Source organism: Paenarthrobacter sp. AMU7 (assembly GCF_041200195.1).
Lineage (GTDB): Bacteria > Actinomycetota > Actinomycetes > Actinomycetales > Micrococcaceae > Arthrobacter.
The window spans coordinates 2506250-2522932 of record NZ_CP165735.1 but is presented as its reverse complement, the minus strand read 5'-3'; the positions used below and the strand labels follow the sequence as shown (position 1 = coordinate 2522932).

14 protein-coding genes are annotated in these 16683 nt (G+C 61.4%); 10 read left to right on the top strand and 4 right to left on the bottom strand.

Annotation, left to right across the window (positions count from 1 at the left end; all coding sequences use genetic code 11):
• The first annotated feature begins 77 nt into the window (after positions 1-77).
• Positions 78-1931: a translation elongation factor 4 gene (gene lepA, locus ABQM86_RS11520; RefSeq protein WP_011774924.1), complete on the top strand. Its 1854-nt coding sequence runs from the start codon at positions 78-80 to the stop codon at positions 1929-1931.
• Entirely contained in the window at positions 1932-3161 is a 1230-nt protein-coding gene (gene hemW, locus ABQM86_RS11515; protein ID WP_369744454.1) for a radical SAM family heme chaperone HemW, read from the top strand. It abuts the gene before it with no gap.
• A gap of 34 nt (positions 3162-3195) precedes the next feature.
• On the opposite strand, the gene ABQM86_RS11510 is transcribed toward hemW, so the two are convergent.
• Together ABQM86_RS11510 and ABQM86_RS11505 are read right to left on the bottom strand one after the other, a co-directional pair.
• Entirely contained in the window at positions 3196-3609 is a 414-nt protein-coding gene (locus ABQM86_RS11510; protein WP_207593641.1) for a DUF4870 domain-containing protein, read from the bottom strand.
• A gap of 121 nt (positions 3610-3730) precedes the next feature.
• A complete protein-coding gene (locus tag ABQM86_RS11505) occupies positions 3731-4582 on the bottom strand; it encodes a DUF3097 domain-containing protein (RefSeq protein WP_337340277.1) in 852 nt (283 codons plus the stop codon).
• Between the two features lie 178 nt (positions 4583-4760).
• Here ABQM86_RS11505 and hrcA point away from each other — a divergent pair, with 178 nt between their 5' ends.
• Genes hrcA through ABQM86_RS11490 form a run of 3 tightly spaced genes read left to right on the top strand, consistent with a single transcriptional unit; the run spans position 4761 to position 7710 of the window.
• Entirely contained in the window at positions 4761-5768 is a 1008-nt protein-coding gene (hrcA, locus tag ABQM86_RS11500) for a heat-inducible transcriptional repressor HrcA (RefSeq protein WP_089595203.1), read from the top strand.
• 50 nt (positions 5769-5818) lie between these two features.
• A complete protein-coding gene (gene dnaJ / locus ABQM86_RS11495; RefSeq protein ID WP_369744453.1) occupies positions 5819-6943 on the top strand; it encodes a molecular chaperone DnaJ in 1125 nt (374 codons plus the stop codon).
• 2 nt (positions 6944-6945) lie between these two features.
• Positions 6946-7710: a 16S rRNA (uracil(1498)-N(3))-methyltransferase gene (locus ABQM86_RS11490; protein ID WP_369744452.1), complete on the top strand. Its 765-nt coding sequence runs from the start codon at positions 6946-6948 to the stop codon at positions 7708-7710.
• 60 nt (positions 7711-7770) lie between these two features.
• On the opposite strand, the gene ABQM86_RS11485 is transcribed toward ABQM86_RS11490, so the two are convergent.
• Positions 7771-8643, bottom strand: coding sequence for a GerMN domain-containing protein (locus ABQM86_RS11485; protein WP_369746662.1), 873 nt, complete (start codon positions 8641-8643; stop codon positions 7771-7773).
• A gap of 424 nt (positions 8644-9067) precedes the next feature.
• Here ABQM86_RS11485 and ABQM86_RS11480 point away from each other — a divergent pair, with 424 nt between their 5' ends.
• From ABQM86_RS11480 to ABQM86_RS11460, 5 genes are all read left to right on the top strand, one after another.
• Positions 9068-10150 carry a PhoH family protein gene (locus ABQM86_RS11480; RefSeq protein ID WP_207593636.1) on the top strand — a complete coding sequence of 361 codons (1083 nt, stop codon included), beginning with the start codon at positions 9068-9070 and terminating at the stop codon, positions 10148-10150.
• Complete coding sequence (gene ybeY, locus ABQM86_RS11475) at positions 10147-10620, top strand: rRNA maturation RNase YbeY (RefSeq protein ID WP_207593635.1); 474 nt, start codon at positions 10147-10149, stop codon at positions 10618-10620. The genes ABQM86_RS11480 and ybeY overlap by 4 nt, the downstream gene beginning before the upstream one ends.
• Positions 10617-11948: a hemolysin family protein gene (locus ABQM86_RS11470; protein ID WP_280622911.1), complete on the top strand. Its 1332-nt coding sequence runs from the start codon at positions 10617-10619 to the stop codon at positions 11946-11948. Before ybeY ends, ABQM86_RS11470 begins: the two co-directional genes overlap by 4 nt.
• Complete coding sequence (gene era, locus ABQM86_RS11465; RefSeq protein ID WP_207593633.1) at positions 11932-12894, top strand: GTPase Era; 963 nt, start codon at positions 11932-11934, stop codon at positions 12892-12894. Before ABQM86_RS11470 ends, era begins: the two co-directional genes overlap by 17 nt.
• Before the next feature lie 105 nt (positions 12895-12999).
• Positions 13000-14559, top strand: a complete 1560-nt coding sequence (locus tag ABQM86_RS11460; RefSeq protein ID WP_207593632.1) for an LCP family protein — start codon at positions 13000-13002, stop codon at positions 14557-14559.
• A gap of 95 nt (positions 14560-14654) precedes the next feature.
• Here the strand turns inward: ABQM86_RS11460 and ABQM86_RS11455 are convergent, their stop codons facing one another.
• Entirely contained in the window at positions 14655-16607 is a 1953-nt protein-coding gene (locus ABQM86_RS11455) for a M13 family metallopeptidase (RefSeq protein ID WP_369744451.1), read from the bottom strand.
• Positions 16608-16683: the final 76 nt, after the last annotated feature.

Below are 16683 nucleotides of genomic sequence, written 5' to 3'. Positions count from 1 at the left end.
AGATGCGCGGCGTGTTCCGGCTGGCCTATGCCCAGCTCCGGGAATTGCCGTGTGAGTGTCGACAGTAAGGATCCTGCGTGTCTCCCATGGCCCGCACCGCACCGGTGCCCGCCGCAACAGATCCGGCCATCATCCGGAACTTCTGCATCATTGCCCACATTGACCACGGTAAGTCCACCTTGGCCGACCGCATGCTGCAGTACACCGGCGTCGTTAAGCAACGCGACATGAAGGCCCAGTATCTGGACCGCATGGATATCGAACGTGAGCGTGGCATCACCATCAAGTCCCAGGCTGTTCGCATGCCGTGGGAACTTGATGGCAACAGCTATGCACTGAACATGATCGATACTCCCGGCCACGTCGACTTCACCTATGAGGTTTCCCGCTCGCTCGCCGCTTGCGAGGGCGCAGTGCTGCTGGTGGACGCGGCCCAGGGCATCGAGGCCCAAACCCTTGCCAACCTGTATCTGGCAATGGAGAACAACCTCACCATCATTCCTGTGCTGAACAAGATCGATCTTCCGGCTGCCCAGCCCGAGAAGTACGCGGCAGAGCTTGCCAACCTCATTGGCGGTGACCCCGAGGACGTCCTCAAGGTCTCCGGCAAAACCGGTGTGGGTGTTGAGGCGCTGTTGGACAAAATTGTCCGCGACCTTCCTGCTCCCGTTGGCGATCCCAATGCGCCGGCCCGCGCCATGATTTTCGACTCCGTCTATGACACGTACCGCGGCGTCGTGACGTACGTCCGCGTGGTGGACGGCATGCTCCACCCGCGCGAACGCATTCAGATGATGTCCACCCGGGCAACCCACGAGCTCCTGGAGATTGGTGTCAGCTCTCCGGAGCCCACGCCATCCAAGGGCCTGGGGGTCGGCGAGGTGGGATACCTGATCACCGGCGTGAAGGACGTCCGCCAGTCGAAGGTTGGCGATACTGTCACCAACCTGGCCAAGCCTGCCTCGGAGTCGCTCAGCGGCTACGCCGACGCCAAACCGATGGTCTTCTCAGGTCTCTACCCGCTGGACGGGACGGACTACCCTGTCCTCCGCGACGCCCTCGAAAAACTGATGCTTAACGACGCCGCACTGGTTTACGAACCCGAGACGTCCGCAGCGCTGGGCTTCGGTTTCCGCGTCGGGTTCCTCGGTTTGCTGCACCTGGAAATTACCCGTGAGCGCCTTGAACGTGAGTACAACCTGGACCTCATCTCCACGGCTCCCAACGTGGAATACGAGGTGACACTGGAGGACAAGAAGGTCATCCATGTCACCAACCCCAGCGAGTACCCCACGGGCAAGATCTCCGAGGTTCGCGAGCCTATGGTTTCCGCCACCATCCTGGCTCCGAACGAGTTTGTTGGTTCCATCATGGAACTCTGCCAAAGCCGCCGCGGCCAAATGCGCGGCATGGATTACCTGTCCGAGGACCGAGTGGAACTCCGCTACTGGATTCCGCTGGCCGAGATCGTGTTCGACTTCTTCGACCTCCTGAAGTCCAAAACCCGTGGTTACGCCTCGCTGGACTGGAAAGCCGACGGCGAGCAGGTTGCAGACCTCGTCAAGGTGGACATCCTGCTGCAGGGCGAACAAGTGGATGCCTTCAGTGCCATCACCCACCGCGACAAGGCCTACGCCTACGGTGTCATGATGACCGGCAAGCTCCGTGAGCTCATCCCGAGGCAGCAGTTCGAGGTGCCCATCCAGGCAGCCATCGGATCGCGAATCATCGCCCGTGAGAGCATCCGGGCCATCCGCAAGGACGTTCTTGCCAAGTGCTACGGCGGTGACATCACCCGTAAGCGCAAACTGCTGGAAAAGCAGAAGGAAGGCAAGAAGCGCATGAAGATGGTGGGTCGCGTGGAGGTTCCCCAGGAAGCATTCATCGCAGCACTGACCACCGACGAGTCCAAGGACAAGGCCAAGAAGTAGATGCCCAGCGTCCTACCTTTGGGCGATCCGGCGCCTGCGGACGGAGTACTTCCCCCGCAGGTGCTGGATGGCGTCGAGCACCGCAACTTCGGGCTCTACGTCCATATCCCGTTTTGCGCCGTTCGCTGCGGCTACTGTGACTTCAATACCTATACGGCCACCGAGCTTGGCGGCGGGGCCTCCCAGGATGCCTACGCCACAACCGCGGTGTCCGAACTCGACTTCGCGGCTCTGGCACTGGAGGCCTCAGGGGTGCCCCGGCGGCGCATGAGCACAGTCTTCTTTGGAGGCGGTACGCCCACGCTCCTCCCCGCGGAAGACCTTGCACGAATCCTGCGGGCCGCCGTCGACCATTGGGGGCTTGAGCCCGGTGCCGAGGTAACCACCGAAGCCAATCCGGATTCCGTAACCCCTGAGTCCCTGAAGGTGCTGGCCGATGCCGGATTCACCAGGGTTTCGTTTGGCATGCAGTCGGCTGTGCCGCACGTGTTGAAGGTCCTTGACCGGACCCATACCCCCAGTCGTGTGCCGCTCGTGGTCCAGTGGGCCCGTGAGGCCGGACTCGCGGTGAGCCTGGACCTTATTTACGGTACGCCGGGGGAGTCCATGGCGGACTGGCGGTTGTCCCTTGAAACAGCACTGTCCTACGAGCCTGACCACGTCAGCGCCTACGCATTGATCGTGGAGGACGGCACCAAGTTGGCGGCCCAGATCCGCCGCGGCGAAGTGCCCGGAATTGACGACGACGATCATGCAGCCAAATATGAGTTGGCTGATTCGTTGATCTCCGCAGCTGGTTTGAACTGGTACGAGGTCAGCAACTGGTCCCGGACACCCGATCAAGCGTGCCGGCACAATCTGGCCTACTGGCGCGGCGATGACTGGTGGGGCATCGGCCCCGGTGCGCACTCCCACGTAGGAGGTGTCCGGTGGTGGAACGTTAAGCACCCCACAGCGTACGCAGGACGGTTGGGTGCGGGAAGCTCACCGGCGGCAGGCCGGGAGACCCTCGACGCCGAAACCCGGGAAGTCGAACGCATCATGCTGGAAGCACGGCTCGGTACAGGGCTTGAAGTAGATGCCTTGGACGCGGTTGGCCGCCATGCAATGGCAGGGCTGATCGCCGACGAGCTGGTTGATCCCGTGCAAGCGTTCAAAGGCCGGTTGACCCTTACGCTGAAGGGCCGGCTGCTGGCTGACGCCGTAGTCCGGAGGATTCTCCCCGACTAACCCCCAGCCGCTTGAATGGCTGGCTGGGGGAGGGCTACTTGACCCAGCGCAGGTTGAGCTTGTAACGGTGCGGCTGGCCGTGGTTGACGCGGATTCCGGCTGAGACGGAGAAGCATGTCAGGGCTACCCAGATGCCAGTGGCGATCACAGCAAAGATGTTGCCTACTACCGGCAACAGCACCAGGATGTTGGCCAGAACCGCAGCGATGGTGGGAGGCAGCGTGAAGTTCAACGCCTCCTTGGATTCCTGTGCCGTGAACGGTCCGCGGTCACGGAAGATCAAGTAGATCAGGAGAGATGGCAGGCATCCGAGAATACCGCCAAAGTGTGCCAAGGTAGCCCACTGCCTGTCCTCGCTGGCGGTCAGTGGCAGCGCATTTGCAGGCGCGCCATGGTACTGGGGCTGGCCTGCGGCGCTGCCCGGTTCTTCAGGAGCGTTCTCTGCCACGGTGTGTTCCCTTTGCTGTAAAGATAGTGCGGTGTTGCTGTCCCAGAATACCGGCCCCGGCAGGCTTCCCGGGACAAACGCCACGATGACACGTCAGTTGCCGCTGCTTTGAGGCCAAAGGTCAGGGAACTGTGAGGAAATCGATGACTTCCTCCACGCGGCCCAGCAGCGAGGCCTCAAGGTCGGCGTAGCTGCGAACCGCACCAAGAAGACGTTGCCAGCCCAGTCCTACATCCTCAGCGGTCTCGTGAGGCCACCCGAAGGCGGTGAGAATCCCGGTCTTCCAGTCGGTTCCGCGGGGTACGGACGGCCAGGCCTCAATTCCCAGAACTTTGGGCCTGATGGCCTGCCAGACATCGATGTAGGGATGGCCGACAATCAGGACGTTTCCTGCGGCGCCGGGCACAGTCATGGCGTCAGCTGCGATGCGGGACTCTTTGGAGCCGGCCACGAGGTGGTCCACCAGGATGCCGAGGCGCCGGCCGGGCCCGGGGTTAAAGGCGGAGATTGCCGACTTGAGGTCATCGACTCCGTGCAGGGGCTCCACCACAATGCCCTCGACGCGAAGATCGTCGCCCCAGACTTTCTCGACGAGTTCGGCGTCGTGTTTTCCCTCCACCCAAATGCGGCTGGCTTTGGCCACCTGGGCGCGTTGTCCTTCAACCTTCACCGAACCCGACGCCGTGCGACCGGCCTGAACGGGCGGCGTCGATTGTCGGGGGGCCGGGGGCATCAAGCGGATGGGCTGCCCCTCGAGCAGGAAGCCAAATCCGAGCTGGAACGACTTCGTCTTCCCCCGCCTGTCCTCGAGGGACACGATGTGCATGCCGCCGGTCTTCTCCACCCGGGTGACTTCGCCCACCCAGCCTGATTGGACATCTTCGAGGACCATCCCGCGTTGTACAGCTACCTCCGGCAGTTGCCGTTTGGCGGGAGCTGACAGATCCTGCGGACCCCACGTGTCGAAAGCCAAGGAGTTCCTACCTTTTGTGCTGGGTTGAATTGTTCAGTGTTGGTTTGTGCTGGCTTGGGAAAGGAAAGTTCAATGCTAGCAACGGGTTGGCTCATACTAGACTGGTTAGCACTTGGGCATGTTGAGTGCTAAGTGGAACCGGTCTCAGAGACCACGGCAGTCGTCAGGAGGTGGAGCAATGAGTGAGCCACGCAAATTGGAAGTGCTGCGTGCCATCGTTGAAGATTACGTGCATTCACGGGAGCCTGTTGGATCGAAGGCCCTTGTTGAACGGCACCATCTTGGAGTTTCAAGCGCCACCATCCGTAACGACATGGCCGTTCTGGAAGAAGAAGGCCTCATTGCAGCGCCCCACACCAGTGCCGGTCGCATTCCCACCGACAAGGGCTACCGCCTTTTCGTCGATCGCATCTCCCAAGTCAAGCCCCTTTCGGCCGCCGAGCGGAGGGCCATCCACTCGCTGCTTGAAGGCCCTGATGATGTAGACGACATCCTGGAGCGCACCGTAAGGCTCCTGTCCCAACTGACCAACCAGGTCGCCGTCGTGCAGTATCCGCACTCCAACCGCGCCTTGGTACGGCATGTTGAGTTCGTCCTGTTGGCACCACAACAAGTGTTGGTGGTGCTGATTGCCGATACCGGCAGCGTCAGCCAGAAGGTCATCGACGCTGGTTCGGACGTGGGCGACGACGCTTTGATGCGATTGAGATCCCGCTTCCTGGGCAGCATCGCAGGGACGCAACTGGCCCTGTTGCCGCAGGTGCTTCCGTCGGTGATTGCCCTGTGTCCGCCGGAGCTTCGGGGGCTGGCCCAGACGTTGGCCAACGGACTGCAGGCCTTGAGCGACAACAGCCGCGAAGAACGCATCCTGATGGCCGGTACGGCCAACCTCGCCAGGTCCAACGTGGACTTCCCCTTGAGCATCGGTCCGGTGCTGGAAGCCCTTGAGGAACAAGTTGTCATGCTTCGGTTGTTGTCAGACATGGGGGATGACCCCAGGGGCGTCACCGTGAGTATCGGCCGGGAGAATCCCTACGACGGATTGGCTGAGGCTTCCGTTGTGGCCACCGGATACGGTTCCGGTGCCAAGGTGGGGATCCTGGGCCCAACCCGCATGGATTACCCCACTACCATGGCCGCAGTCCGGGCCGTGGCCCGTTACCTTTCACGCATTCTTGGCGGCTGAACGCCGTCCCGAAGAAACATCCGCAGTACAACAAGGAAGAGATACCGACTTTGAGCAGCCACTATGACGTTTTGGGAGTCTCGCCGGAAGCCACCGGGGAAGAGATCAAAAAGGCGTACCGCAAGTTGGCGCGGAAACTCCACCCGGACGTAAACCCAGGTGAGGATGTCGCGGAGCAGTTTAAGGCCGTGACCCATGCTTATGAGGTGCTGTCCGATCCCCAGAAGCGCCGCGTCTACGACGCCACCGGCAATGAGAATGGAACGGACAACGGGTTTGGCGGCGGATATTCCGGCCAGGGCTTCGCGTTCCAGGACATCTTCGATACGTTCTTTGGTGGCGGCGGTCACGGCGGGCCGGCCTCCCGTGTCCGACGCGGCCAGGACGCACTTATCAGTGTCCGCATTGACCTGAAGGACGCCGTTTTCGGCGTCAACAAGAAGCTCGAAGTGGACACGGCCGTGACCTGCCCCACCTGTGACGGCAGCTGCTGCCGACCGGGCACCCACCCGGAACGTTGTGACATCTGTGGCGGCAGCGGCCAGGTCCAGCGCGCTGTCCGGTCCATCCTTGGCCAGGTCATGACCGCTGCCCCCTGCGGTTCCTGCGAGGGCTTCGGAACGGTCATCAAAGACCCCTGCAATGAGTGCAACGGCCAAGGCCGCATCCGCAGTCGCCGTTCCCTGACCATCAAGGTTCCTGCCGGTGTTGCCACCGGTACGCGCATCCAGTTGTCCGGCCAAGGCGAAGCAGGACCCGCAGGCGGCCCGTCCGGCGACCTCTACGTGGAGATCCGCGTCAACAACGATTCCATGTTCATGCGCGAAGGCGACGACCTCCATGCCACCCTCAGCGTGCCCATGACGGCCGCAGCGCTGGGTACGGAGTTGCAGTTGGATACTTTCGACGGCGCACAGGACATTGATGTGAAGGCCGGAACCCAGTCAGGGGAGATCATCACCCTTCGGGGCCTGGGCGTCACGCACCTGCGTGGTTATGGCCGTGGCGACCTCAAGGTACACCTCCACGTTGAAACGCCGAGCAAGCTGGATCCTGCGCAGGAAGAATTGCTGCAGCAGCTCGCCAAGCTTCGCGGGGAGCAGTTCACTGAAGGAAAGCTTGTGGCCAGCGGCGGAATGTTCGCCAAGCTTCGGGACAAGCTCGGTAACCTGTAGCGGTGAGCAACCCCGTTTTCTTCACGTCGGCCGGCAGCCTCAGCGATGTCATAGCCGGCGGCACGTTCGTGCTGGAAGGTCCAGAGGCACGGCACGCGGTTACGGTCAAGCGACTTGGTGTGGGAGAGCCCGTTGACATAGCCGATGGTGCCGGCGCGCGGTTGACCGGCACGGTCGCCGCGGCCGGGCCCGCCGGCCTCGTCGTCACTGCCTCCGACATGGCCTTTGAAGAACAGCCGGACGTCCGGCTGGTACTGGTCCAGGCCCTGGCCAAGGGCGATCGCGACGAACTTGCCATCGAAACGGCCACGGAGCTCGGAATCGACGCTGTGCTCCCGTGGCAGTCAGAGCGTTCCATTGTTCGATGGAAAGGCGATCGCGCAGCAAAGGCCCATGCGAAGTGGGAATCAGTGGTTGCTGCCGCCGCCAAGCAGGCCCGGCGGGCATGGATCCCCGAGGTGCGGACCATGGTGGACACCGGGTCCCTGGCGAAAGCCGTTGCCCAGTCTGACCTTGCCATCATCCTGCATGAAGACGCCAAGAATCCTTTGCGGACCATTCTTGAAGAGCTGGCGGCAACCAAGGCCACCTCACCCCGCGAGGTGCTGTTGATAGTGGGGCCCGAGGGTGGGATCTCGCCCCGCGAAGTGACGCGGCTCAGTGATGCCGGCGCCGTGACGGCTCTCTTGGGGCATCATGTCTTGAGGTCGTCGACGGCGGGACCTGCCGCCGTCGTGCTTGCGAGCGACATCCTGGACCGCTGGTAGCGGTGCAGCCGGGCGGCTTTGGTCCGCTTCAGGCTCCGGGCAGCTGCCGACCGTGAACAGCTACCCGACCCTGAACAGCCGCGTGTCGGTGCTTGTCGCGATGGTGTCTCCGGCGCTGTCCACCTGGGAAACACGTACCTCATACTGGCCGGCCTTCAATGTCGCGCCAAAAGTGAACAACCCATACTGCCCGGGTTCGCCGGTGGCTTGCGTTTGGCCCGTGAGAAGGCTGGTCTTTTCGCCCTTGCCATTGTCCTGCAGTACCTGCCAGGCGATGGGCTTGGAGCTGTCAGTGCTCCGCCCGTTGAACTTGACCAGTCCTGTGGGCAGGGTGGTCTCTTCCTGCGGATCGATGATCCAGAGCGGGGCAACCAAGGAGGCGTCGCGGGTCATCGGCTCACCCAGCTGCACTTGCCCGAACGCCATGTAGTCCTTGTGGCCATCAACCAGGATGACCACTTGGATCTGCTGGCCTGAATTGATGAGCCCTGAAGACGAAGCTGCGGCCGTTGCCGTGTAGACGAGTTGCTGCACTGCACGCTGCGCCATGCCGGCGTCCAGGTTTGAGTTGAAAGCATCGCGGGAAATATCGACTGTAATGACGTTTTTGCCGGAAATGGACGTGGCCAGGTTGGCGGGTTCCTGCCAGGGAGTGAAGAAGTCATGATCCAACGGCTTTTCCGCCATCATGATTTTCAGGGCGGTGGTTACAGGATTTCCGTCGCCGGAGATGTCCCGGAACTCGCGGTAAAGGTAGACCTCTTCCTTGCTCCGCCCGATCCAGTAGACCGGGATCTTTGTGGAGGCCTGGGTGGTTTCCAGCGGGGCGTTGCTGGCCGGGGCTTCCTGGACGGTCAGCGGCGGCGGGGTGGAGGTGGCTTGGGTGCCGCCACCGTTGGCGATGCAACCGGTCAGCAGGAGGACAGCGAGCATCGCCGGCACGGCAACAGCGGACTTGGTCCGCTTATTCGCGCCATGATCGTTGCTGGCTGTTTTCTTGATGGGTTTCCTGTCCTGCCCTGCATGGTTTGGCAGCCATTTGTCGGCTGGGGTGCGGGGTCGTGTTTTCACCCGCAATGCCAGCTTGGCACATCGTCGACGGCGGTCGGCCGGGTTTCCGGGGGAGGGCGCCAACTGAAACATGATTGATACCGGCTTGATGCCGAGTTGAGACAAAATGTCCGCATCAGCCCCAGGGTGCCGAATGAGGCTGCCGGGGGAGGTTCATCGCGGGCGGGCTGGCGTAGGATTGGAGACATTCCGGCATCAACGCGGGCAACGAAAGTCCGCCGAGAATGTCGAATCGATGGCGTTATTACAGACCAACCGGAGGAGAAAAGGCCCGCGGGCCAGCACTATGAGTGAATCTTTGAACGGGCGGCTCAGGACCGGAAACGGCAACCAGCCGCCCAACGAGTTCCCGCACACATTACCGGGCACACGCACGGAAGTCGTCACCTTCGACAACTCCGACCAGATGGTTCACTCGCTGGGCAGCCATGACGAAGCCCTGAGGTACATCGAGGAACAATTCCAGGATGTCAGCTTCCATGTCCGCGGCAACGAGCTCTCCATGACCGGCCCCTCCACCGTCATTCCCCGCGTCATGCGCCTCCTGGAGGAAGTCCGTGGGCTTGTGGCGAAAGGGACCGTGGTGAGCCCGGACATCCTTCAGCAGCTGGTGTCCCTGTTGAGGGCCCAGTCGGTGCAGAACCCGGCTGATGTGCTGACCCACAACATCCTTTCCAGCCGCGGCAAGACCATCCGTCCAAAGACACTGAACCAGAAGAACTACGTGGATGCCATCGACGCAAACACGGTGATTTTTGGTATCGGTCCAGCTGGCACGGGCAAGACGTACCTGGCCATGGCCAAGGCCGTGCAGGCGTTGCAGATGAAGGAAGTCAGCAGGATAATCCTGACGCGGCCTGCGGTGGAGGCGGGGGAGCGGCTCGGTTTCCTGCCAGGTACATTGAGCGACAAGATCGATCCGTACCTGCGCCCGCTGTATGACGCCCTCCACGACATGATGGATCCGGAATCCATCCCACGGTTGATGGCTGCAGGCACCATTGAGGTGGCACCGTTGGCGTACATGCGCGGACGTACGCTCAATGACGCCTTCATCATTCTTGATGAAGCGCAGAACACCACACCGGAACAGATGAAGATGTTCCTGACCCGCCTCGGCTTCGGTTCAAAAATGGTAGTCACCGGCGACGTCACCCAGATCGACCTTCCGCTGGGCGCAACGTCAGGCCTTCGGATCGTCCGGGAGATCCTGACAGGCATAAACGACGTCAATTTCTCCATTCTTGAGGCGGCCGACGTAGTCCGGCATCGCCTGGTGGCCGACATCGTGTCCGCCTACAGCACCTGGGATGACGCGCACCGCAAAGACGCGTCAGGCACACATTACAAACGTGGAGAACGTCAATGAGCATTGAAGTCAACAACGAGTCCGGTGTGACGGTGGACGAAGCCCAGCTGGTGACGTTGTCCCGCTTCATCTTCGAACGGCTCTACATCCATCCGCAAGCGGAGCTTTCCATTCTCCTGGTGGATGAACCCGCCATGGAGAAGCTTCACATCGAACTGATGGATGAACCCGGGGCCACCGACGTCCTGTCTGTGCCCATGGACGAGCTCACTCCAGGCACCCCGGATAAGCCAACCCCGCAGGGAATGCTGGGCGACATCGCCATCTGCCCCCAGGTGGCCGAGGTACAGGCCCGCAATGCCGGTCACGCCACCCAGGATGAGATGCTGCTCCTGACAACCCATGGCATCCTCCACCTTCTGGGATTCGACCACGCCGAACCCGAGGAAAAAGAAGAGATGTTCGGTTTGCAGCGCGAACTGCTGTCTGAATTCCTGGGCAAGGATGCCCCCATGGAGACCATGCAGTGACCTGGATCATCCTGGTCGGCATGGCGCTGGTTTTCCTCAGCTTTGTCGCCCTGTTGACGGCTGCTGAAGCCGCGTTCAATTTCCTTCCCCGGCATGAGGCCGAACAATCAATTGTGCGCAGCAAGGGCAAGGCCCTGAGCGGAATCCTCAAAGCTCCCATTGCCCACATGAGGGCCCTGCGTTTCTGGCGTGTGTGGTTCGAGATGGCCGCTGCAGTAGCTGTGGCGGTAGTGCTGCACAGTTTGCTCGACAACGTCTGGCTTGCCGGGCTTGCTGCTACCGGCATCATGGCCGTCATCGGATTCGTGCTGGTGGGGGTGTCGCCGAGGCAGCTGGGGAGGGCCCATTCCGGTCCCGTTGTTCGCTTCACGGCTCCGCTGATCCGCTTCCTCTGCTGGGTTCTCGGCCCCATTCCCGGGTGGCTCGTGGCCCTGGGCCAGGCAGTGGCTCCTGGCGCGCCCAGCGGTGATGACGCATTCGTCAGCGAAGAAGAGTTCCGCGAATTCGTGGACCGCGCCGCAGAATCGGACATGATCGAGGACAACGAGGCTGAACTCATCCATTCGGTCTTCGACTTCGGCGACACGTTGGTCCGTTCCGTCATGGTTCCCCGCACAGACATTGTCAGCATCGGTACCGGATCGGACCTCGAGACAGCCATGGGCCTCTTCTTGCGGTCGGGCTATTCCAGGATTCCGGTCATCGGTGAGAATACCGACCAGATCCGCGGAATCCTTTATTTGAAGGACGTCGCCGCGGCCATGTATCGCGGCGAACCCGGACTGCAGGCGCACGACGTCGACTCCCTCGCCCGGGACGTCCGCTACGTTCCTGAATCCAAGCCCGTGAGTGACCTTCTCAGGGAACTGCAGCAGGAATCCACCCACGTGGCGATCGTGATCGATGAGTATGGCGGTACCGCCGGACTGGTGACCCTTGAGGACCTCATCGAGGAAATCGTGGGTGAAATCGTGGATGAATACGATGCCGCGGCAGAAGAAGCAGTGGACCTCGGTGACGGTACGTTCCGGGTCAGCGCCCGCATGAGCATCGACGACCTCGGTGAACTGTTCGACATTGACCTCGACGACGACGAGGTGGACACCGTAGGCGGCCTCCTTGCCAAGGCCCTGGGGCAGGTCCCGATTGTCGGCAGTTCAGTTGATGTGGATGGAATATCGCTCAGGGCGGATAGGCTTGAGGGTCGCCGAAACAGGGTCAGCCACATCATTGCGGCAGCCATGCCAAAGGAAGACACTGACTTTGAAGACCTACTCGATGACGCCGACTCAACGCAACAGGGAGTTCCACGTGAGCAAGCAAAATAAGAAATTCGATGCCGATAATGACTTCGGTGGCTTCCACGCAGGCTTCTCTGTGCTGGTGGGCCGGCCCAACGCCGGCAAATCGACACTGACCAATGCCTTGGTTGGCCAGAAGGTGGCCATCACCTCGGCCAAGCCGCAGACCACGCGGCACACCATCCGCGGTATTGTCCACCGCGAGGATGCGCAGCTGATCCTGGTGGACACCCCTGGCCTGCACAGGCCGCGCACGCTCCTGGGTAAGCGGCTCAATGATCTTGTGGCCGATACCCTGGCCGAAGTGGATGCCATTGGATTCTGCCTGCCGGCGAACGAGAAGATCGGCCCCGGCGATAAGTACATCGCAGCTCAGTTGGCGGCCGTGGGGAGGAAGCCGATCGTTGCCCTTGTCACCAAAACCGACCTTGTTGACCGCCAGGCCTTGACCGAGCAATTGCTCGCTGTCGCTGCTTTGGGACGCGATGTCCTGGGGGAGCAAGGTTGGGCAGACATCGTCCCCGTTTCAGCGGCCGACGGATTCCAGGTCTCCACTGTCGCGGACGTATTGATCAGCCACATGCCGTCATCGCCCCCGCTGTACCCCGACGGTGAACTGACGGACGAGCCCGAAGCAGTCATGATTGCGGAACTTATTCGAGAGGCTGCCCTGGAAGGTGTCCGCGACGAACTTCCCCACTCGCTGGCCGTAGTGGTGGAGGAAATCGTTCCCCGTGAAGGTCGAACCGAGGACAACCCGCTCCTGGACGTTCGGGTCAACCTCTATGTTGAGCGGCCCTCCCAGAAGGCCATCATCATCGGCAAGGGTGGCAGCCGGCTGCGTGAAGTCGGTACCAACGCCCGGAAGGGCATCGAGACACTTCTGGGCACCCGAATCTACCTGGATCTGCATGTTAAGGTGGCCAAGGACTGGCAGCGGGATCCCAAGCAACTGGTCAAACTCGGGTTCTAGCGGGCAAGACACGTCCCGGCATTGTAGAGGCGCGATAAGGAACTTCCCAGAATCGGCAACTATGATGGCGGGAATCCACGTGTTTGAGGAAAGGTAAACCGAATAGTGCGACGTCGTGACGCCCGCCCACAGGGCACCGGCACCGCTGACCCCGTTGCGGCTCGCCACGGTGAGGATGCCGAGGGCACTCCCCGCCACATGAAGGCCCGCAAGGGACTTCCGTTGTGGTTGAAGATTGTTACTGGCGTGGTCTCTGTGGCCCTGGTGGCAGGCGTGGCTTTTGCTGCCTTTTGGTTCATCCGGTTGCAGAGCAACATCACCAAGGCTCCGCTGAGTGCAGGGGAGACCCGCGACAGCGGTGAAACCCTGGCCAATGACAAATCGGACCGCCTGCAAATCCTTATTCTTGGTTCTGATACCCGTGACGGGAAAAACTCGGAGTACGGAAGCACGGAAGACTCCACCGGCTACGGTCATTCGGACGTCATGATGCTGCTGGATATCTCAGCAGACAACAAGCGCGTCAGCGTCATGAGCTTCCCGCGTGACCTGCTGGTGGACGTGCCGCAATGCACCGATCGGACAAACAACCAGACGTTCCCTGCCCGCAGCGGTGTGATGATCAACGAGGCCATGGCCGAGGCGGGCATCGGCTGCGCTGTTGACACCGTCAATAAATTGACCGGTTTGGAAATCGACCACTTCATGATGGCGGACTTTAACGCCGTCAAGGAGTTGTCCCACGCTATTGGCGGCGTGAATGTCTGTGTCAGCGACCCCGTCTTTGACCCGGACTCCCGCCTTCGCCTGCCCAAAGGTGATTCCCTGGTTGAGGGCGAACAAGCCCTGGCTTTCCTGCGGACCCGCCACGCTTTTGGCGATGGAGGCGACCTCGGTCGTATCAAGGGACAGCAGGCTTTCCTCTCGTCCTTGACCAGGAAGCTCAAAGACGAAGGAACGTTGGGTAACCCGCAGAGGCTCCTTCAGATTGCCGACGTGGTCACCCAGAACCTCACCGTCGATGAGGGCCTTGCATCCGTTCCGTCGCTGCTGACCATCGGAGGGCGGTTGAAGGACATTGATGTTTCCAAGGTTGCGTTCGTGGCTGTCCCGACCCAGGCAGCAGCAGTTGATCCGAACAGGCTGGAGCTTGTGGAACCGCAGTCATCCCAGCTCTTTTCAGCGTTGCGTGCCGACCTTGACCTGACCACACCCGGTGCCACCTCGTCGCCCGCTGCCAGTGAAACTCCCGCACCGCAGCCCACGGCATCGACTCCTGCGGTCCCCGCCTACGACAAAGCGATCCAGCCGGTGGCAGTGGCCAACGGCAGCGGAGCAGCCGCGCGGGCCCAGGAGATCATGTCGGTTCTGACAGGCGGTGGCTTTACCCAGGCGGTTTCCTATTTGGCAAACCCTGTGGACCAGACAGTGATTTACTACGGGGCAGGCTTCGCCGATGTCGCTGCAGACGTGGCTGCGCTCTACGGTATTCCGGCGGCCCAAGTGCAGGAGGCTCCCGGCGTGGCCGGGGTTCAGCTTTATGTGGGTACGGACTTCGCCGCCGGCACTACCTACGGAGCAACCTCCGTGCCATCGGACGTGGTCAACCAGACCGCGAGCGATGCCGTCTGCCAACAAGTGAACCCGTTGTACATCGACCAATAGTCAGTACATGGACCAGTAGCGGGCTGCGAGGCAGCCATAGACTGAAGAGGCCGGGCCAGTTCTTTACGAACTGGCCCGGCCTCATTTTTCCCTTCTTACCAGATGCTGACGCGGTCTCCGGATTCCAACCACATGCCGTCTGCTGCGCCGACACCAAATGCTTCATGGAACGCATCGAGGTTGCGGGCGATGGCGTTGGTGCGGAACTCGTTGGGGGAGTGCGGATCGGTGGCAAGCCGTCGGATCGCCTCTTCACGGCGGATTACCTGGCGCCAGCCTGCTGCCCACGACATGAAGAAGCGTTGCTGGCCAGTGAAGCCGTCGATCTCCTCAGGCTCTTTGCCTTCCAGGCTGAGGAGGTAGGCCTTGTAGGCAATGGTCAGGCCGCCGAGGTCGCCGATGTTCTCGCCGAGGGTGAGCTTGCCGTTGACCTTGTGTTCTGGCGCCGCGTAGGGGGAGAGGGCGTCGTATTGAGCCACCAATTTGGCCGTGAGGGCTTCGAACGCGGTCCGGTCCTCATCAGTCCACCAGTTGCGCAGTGCACCGCTGCCGTCGAACTGCGATCCTTGGTCGTCGAAGCCGTGGCCGATCTCGTGGCCTATGACGGCACCGATTCCGCCATAGTTCACGGCGTCATCAGCATCTGCCGTGAAGAAGGGCGGCTGGAGAATTGCGGCCGGGAAGACGATCTCATTCAGCATGGGGTGGTAGTAGGCATTGACCGTCTGCGGAGTCATCAGCCACTTATTAAGGTCAACAGGCTTGCCGATCTCGTCCAGGTGACGGTCGACGTCAGCATCATGTGCGCGCTCCACGTTGCCCAACAGGTCGGATGGATCGATGACCACGGCTGAGTAGTCGATCCATTTTTCCGGGAAGCCAATCTTGGGGCGGAATGCCTCCAGCTTCTTGAGCGCTTCCTTCTTGGTTTCCTCACCCATCCATGCCAGGGAGGAGATGCTGTCACGGTAAGCCTCGATCAGATTGGCAACGAGCGTCTCCATCCTCGCTTTGTGGCCCGGGGGGAAGTGCCGCTCCACGTATATCTGTCCGACGGCTTCGCCAAGCGCAGCTTCGACAACGGCAACTCCACGCTTCCAGCGTTCCTTGTTCTGGGGCGTGCCGCTGAGTGTAGTGCCGTAGAACTCGAAGTTGGTGTCCACGAATTCGGACGAGAGGTACGGGGCCGCCGAACTCAGCACCCTCAGTGTCAACCATTCCTTCCACGTTTCCAACGGCTCGGACTCCAGCAAGCCTGCTGCGCCGGCGAAGAAGTCCGGGGTGCTGACAACGATCTCGTTTCGCTTGGCTGCGTCGACACGGGCTGCCTGGAACCAGGTCTCCAGCAAGGGGAACAGTTCCGTTGCTTCTTCTGCCGTCTTGAGGTTGTAGGTCTTCTGGGGATTCCGCAACGTGACGTTGTCCCAGTGGTGCGCAGCCAAGGCAGTTTCGAGGGCGACGATGCGCACTGACGCTGCTTCGGCGTCCTTGATTCCGGCGAGGGCGAGCATCTTGGCAACGTACCCGGTGTAGGCCGAAACGATATCGGCAAACTTTTCTTCCCGGTAGTAGGACTCGTCCGGTAGTCCAAGGCCGCCCTGCCCGATATACAGGAGGATGCGCTCGGGGTTGCCGGCGTCAGGGGCCGGGTAGATTGAGAAAAGCCCGGAGACGTCGGAACGGAAGAGGCGGCCGATCAGGCCGGCCAGTTCCTGGGTTGATCCCACGGCGTTGACGTCCTCGAGCCGGCCCCGGATGGGGTCAAGGCCTTTGGCCTCTGCTGCGGCCTCATCCATGAAGCTCGCGTAGAGTCCACCCACCTGCTGCTCGACGCCGGTTGCCGACTCTCCTTTGCCTGCAGCTTCTTCGATAATTGCTTTGACGGCCAACTCGGCTCCGTCCCGCAAAGCGGTGAACGTGCCTTCCAGCGGCCTGTCGTCAGGGATGGTTGTGTTGTTGAGCCACGCGCCGTTGACGTGTTGGTAGAGGTCGTCCTGGGGCCGGACGCTGTGATCGATGTTCGAAAGAGTGATCCCCGACTGTGGCACTGTGGCTCCTTGTGTGGACACAGCAGCCGGCGTTGCCACCGTCGCTGCGTCTGCATAGTGGACGTTGCATGAGGTG

Excerpts from the sequence above, each read along its gene's own strand:
- ABQM86_RS11480 (WP_207593636.1), top strand. The coding sequence starts at position 9,068 with ATGAGTGAATCTTTGAACGGGCGGCTCAGGACCGGAAACGGCAACCAG.
- hemW (WP_369744454.1), top strand. The coding sequence starts at position 1,932 with ATGCCCAGCGTCCTACCTTTGGGCGATCCGGCGCCTGCGGACGGAGTA.
- ybeY (WP_207593635.1), top strand. The coding sequence starts at position 10,147 with ATGAGCATTGAAGTCAACAACGAGTCCGGTGTGACGGTGGACGAAGCC.
- hrcA (WP_089595203.1), top strand. The coding sequence starts at position 4,761 with ATGAGTGAGCCACGCAAATTGGAAGTGCTGCGTGCCATCGTTGAAGAT.
- ABQM86_RS11485 (WP_369746662.1), bottom strand. The coding sequence starts at position 8,643 with ATGCTCGCTGTCCTCCTGCTGACCGGTTGCATCGCCAACGGTGGCGGC.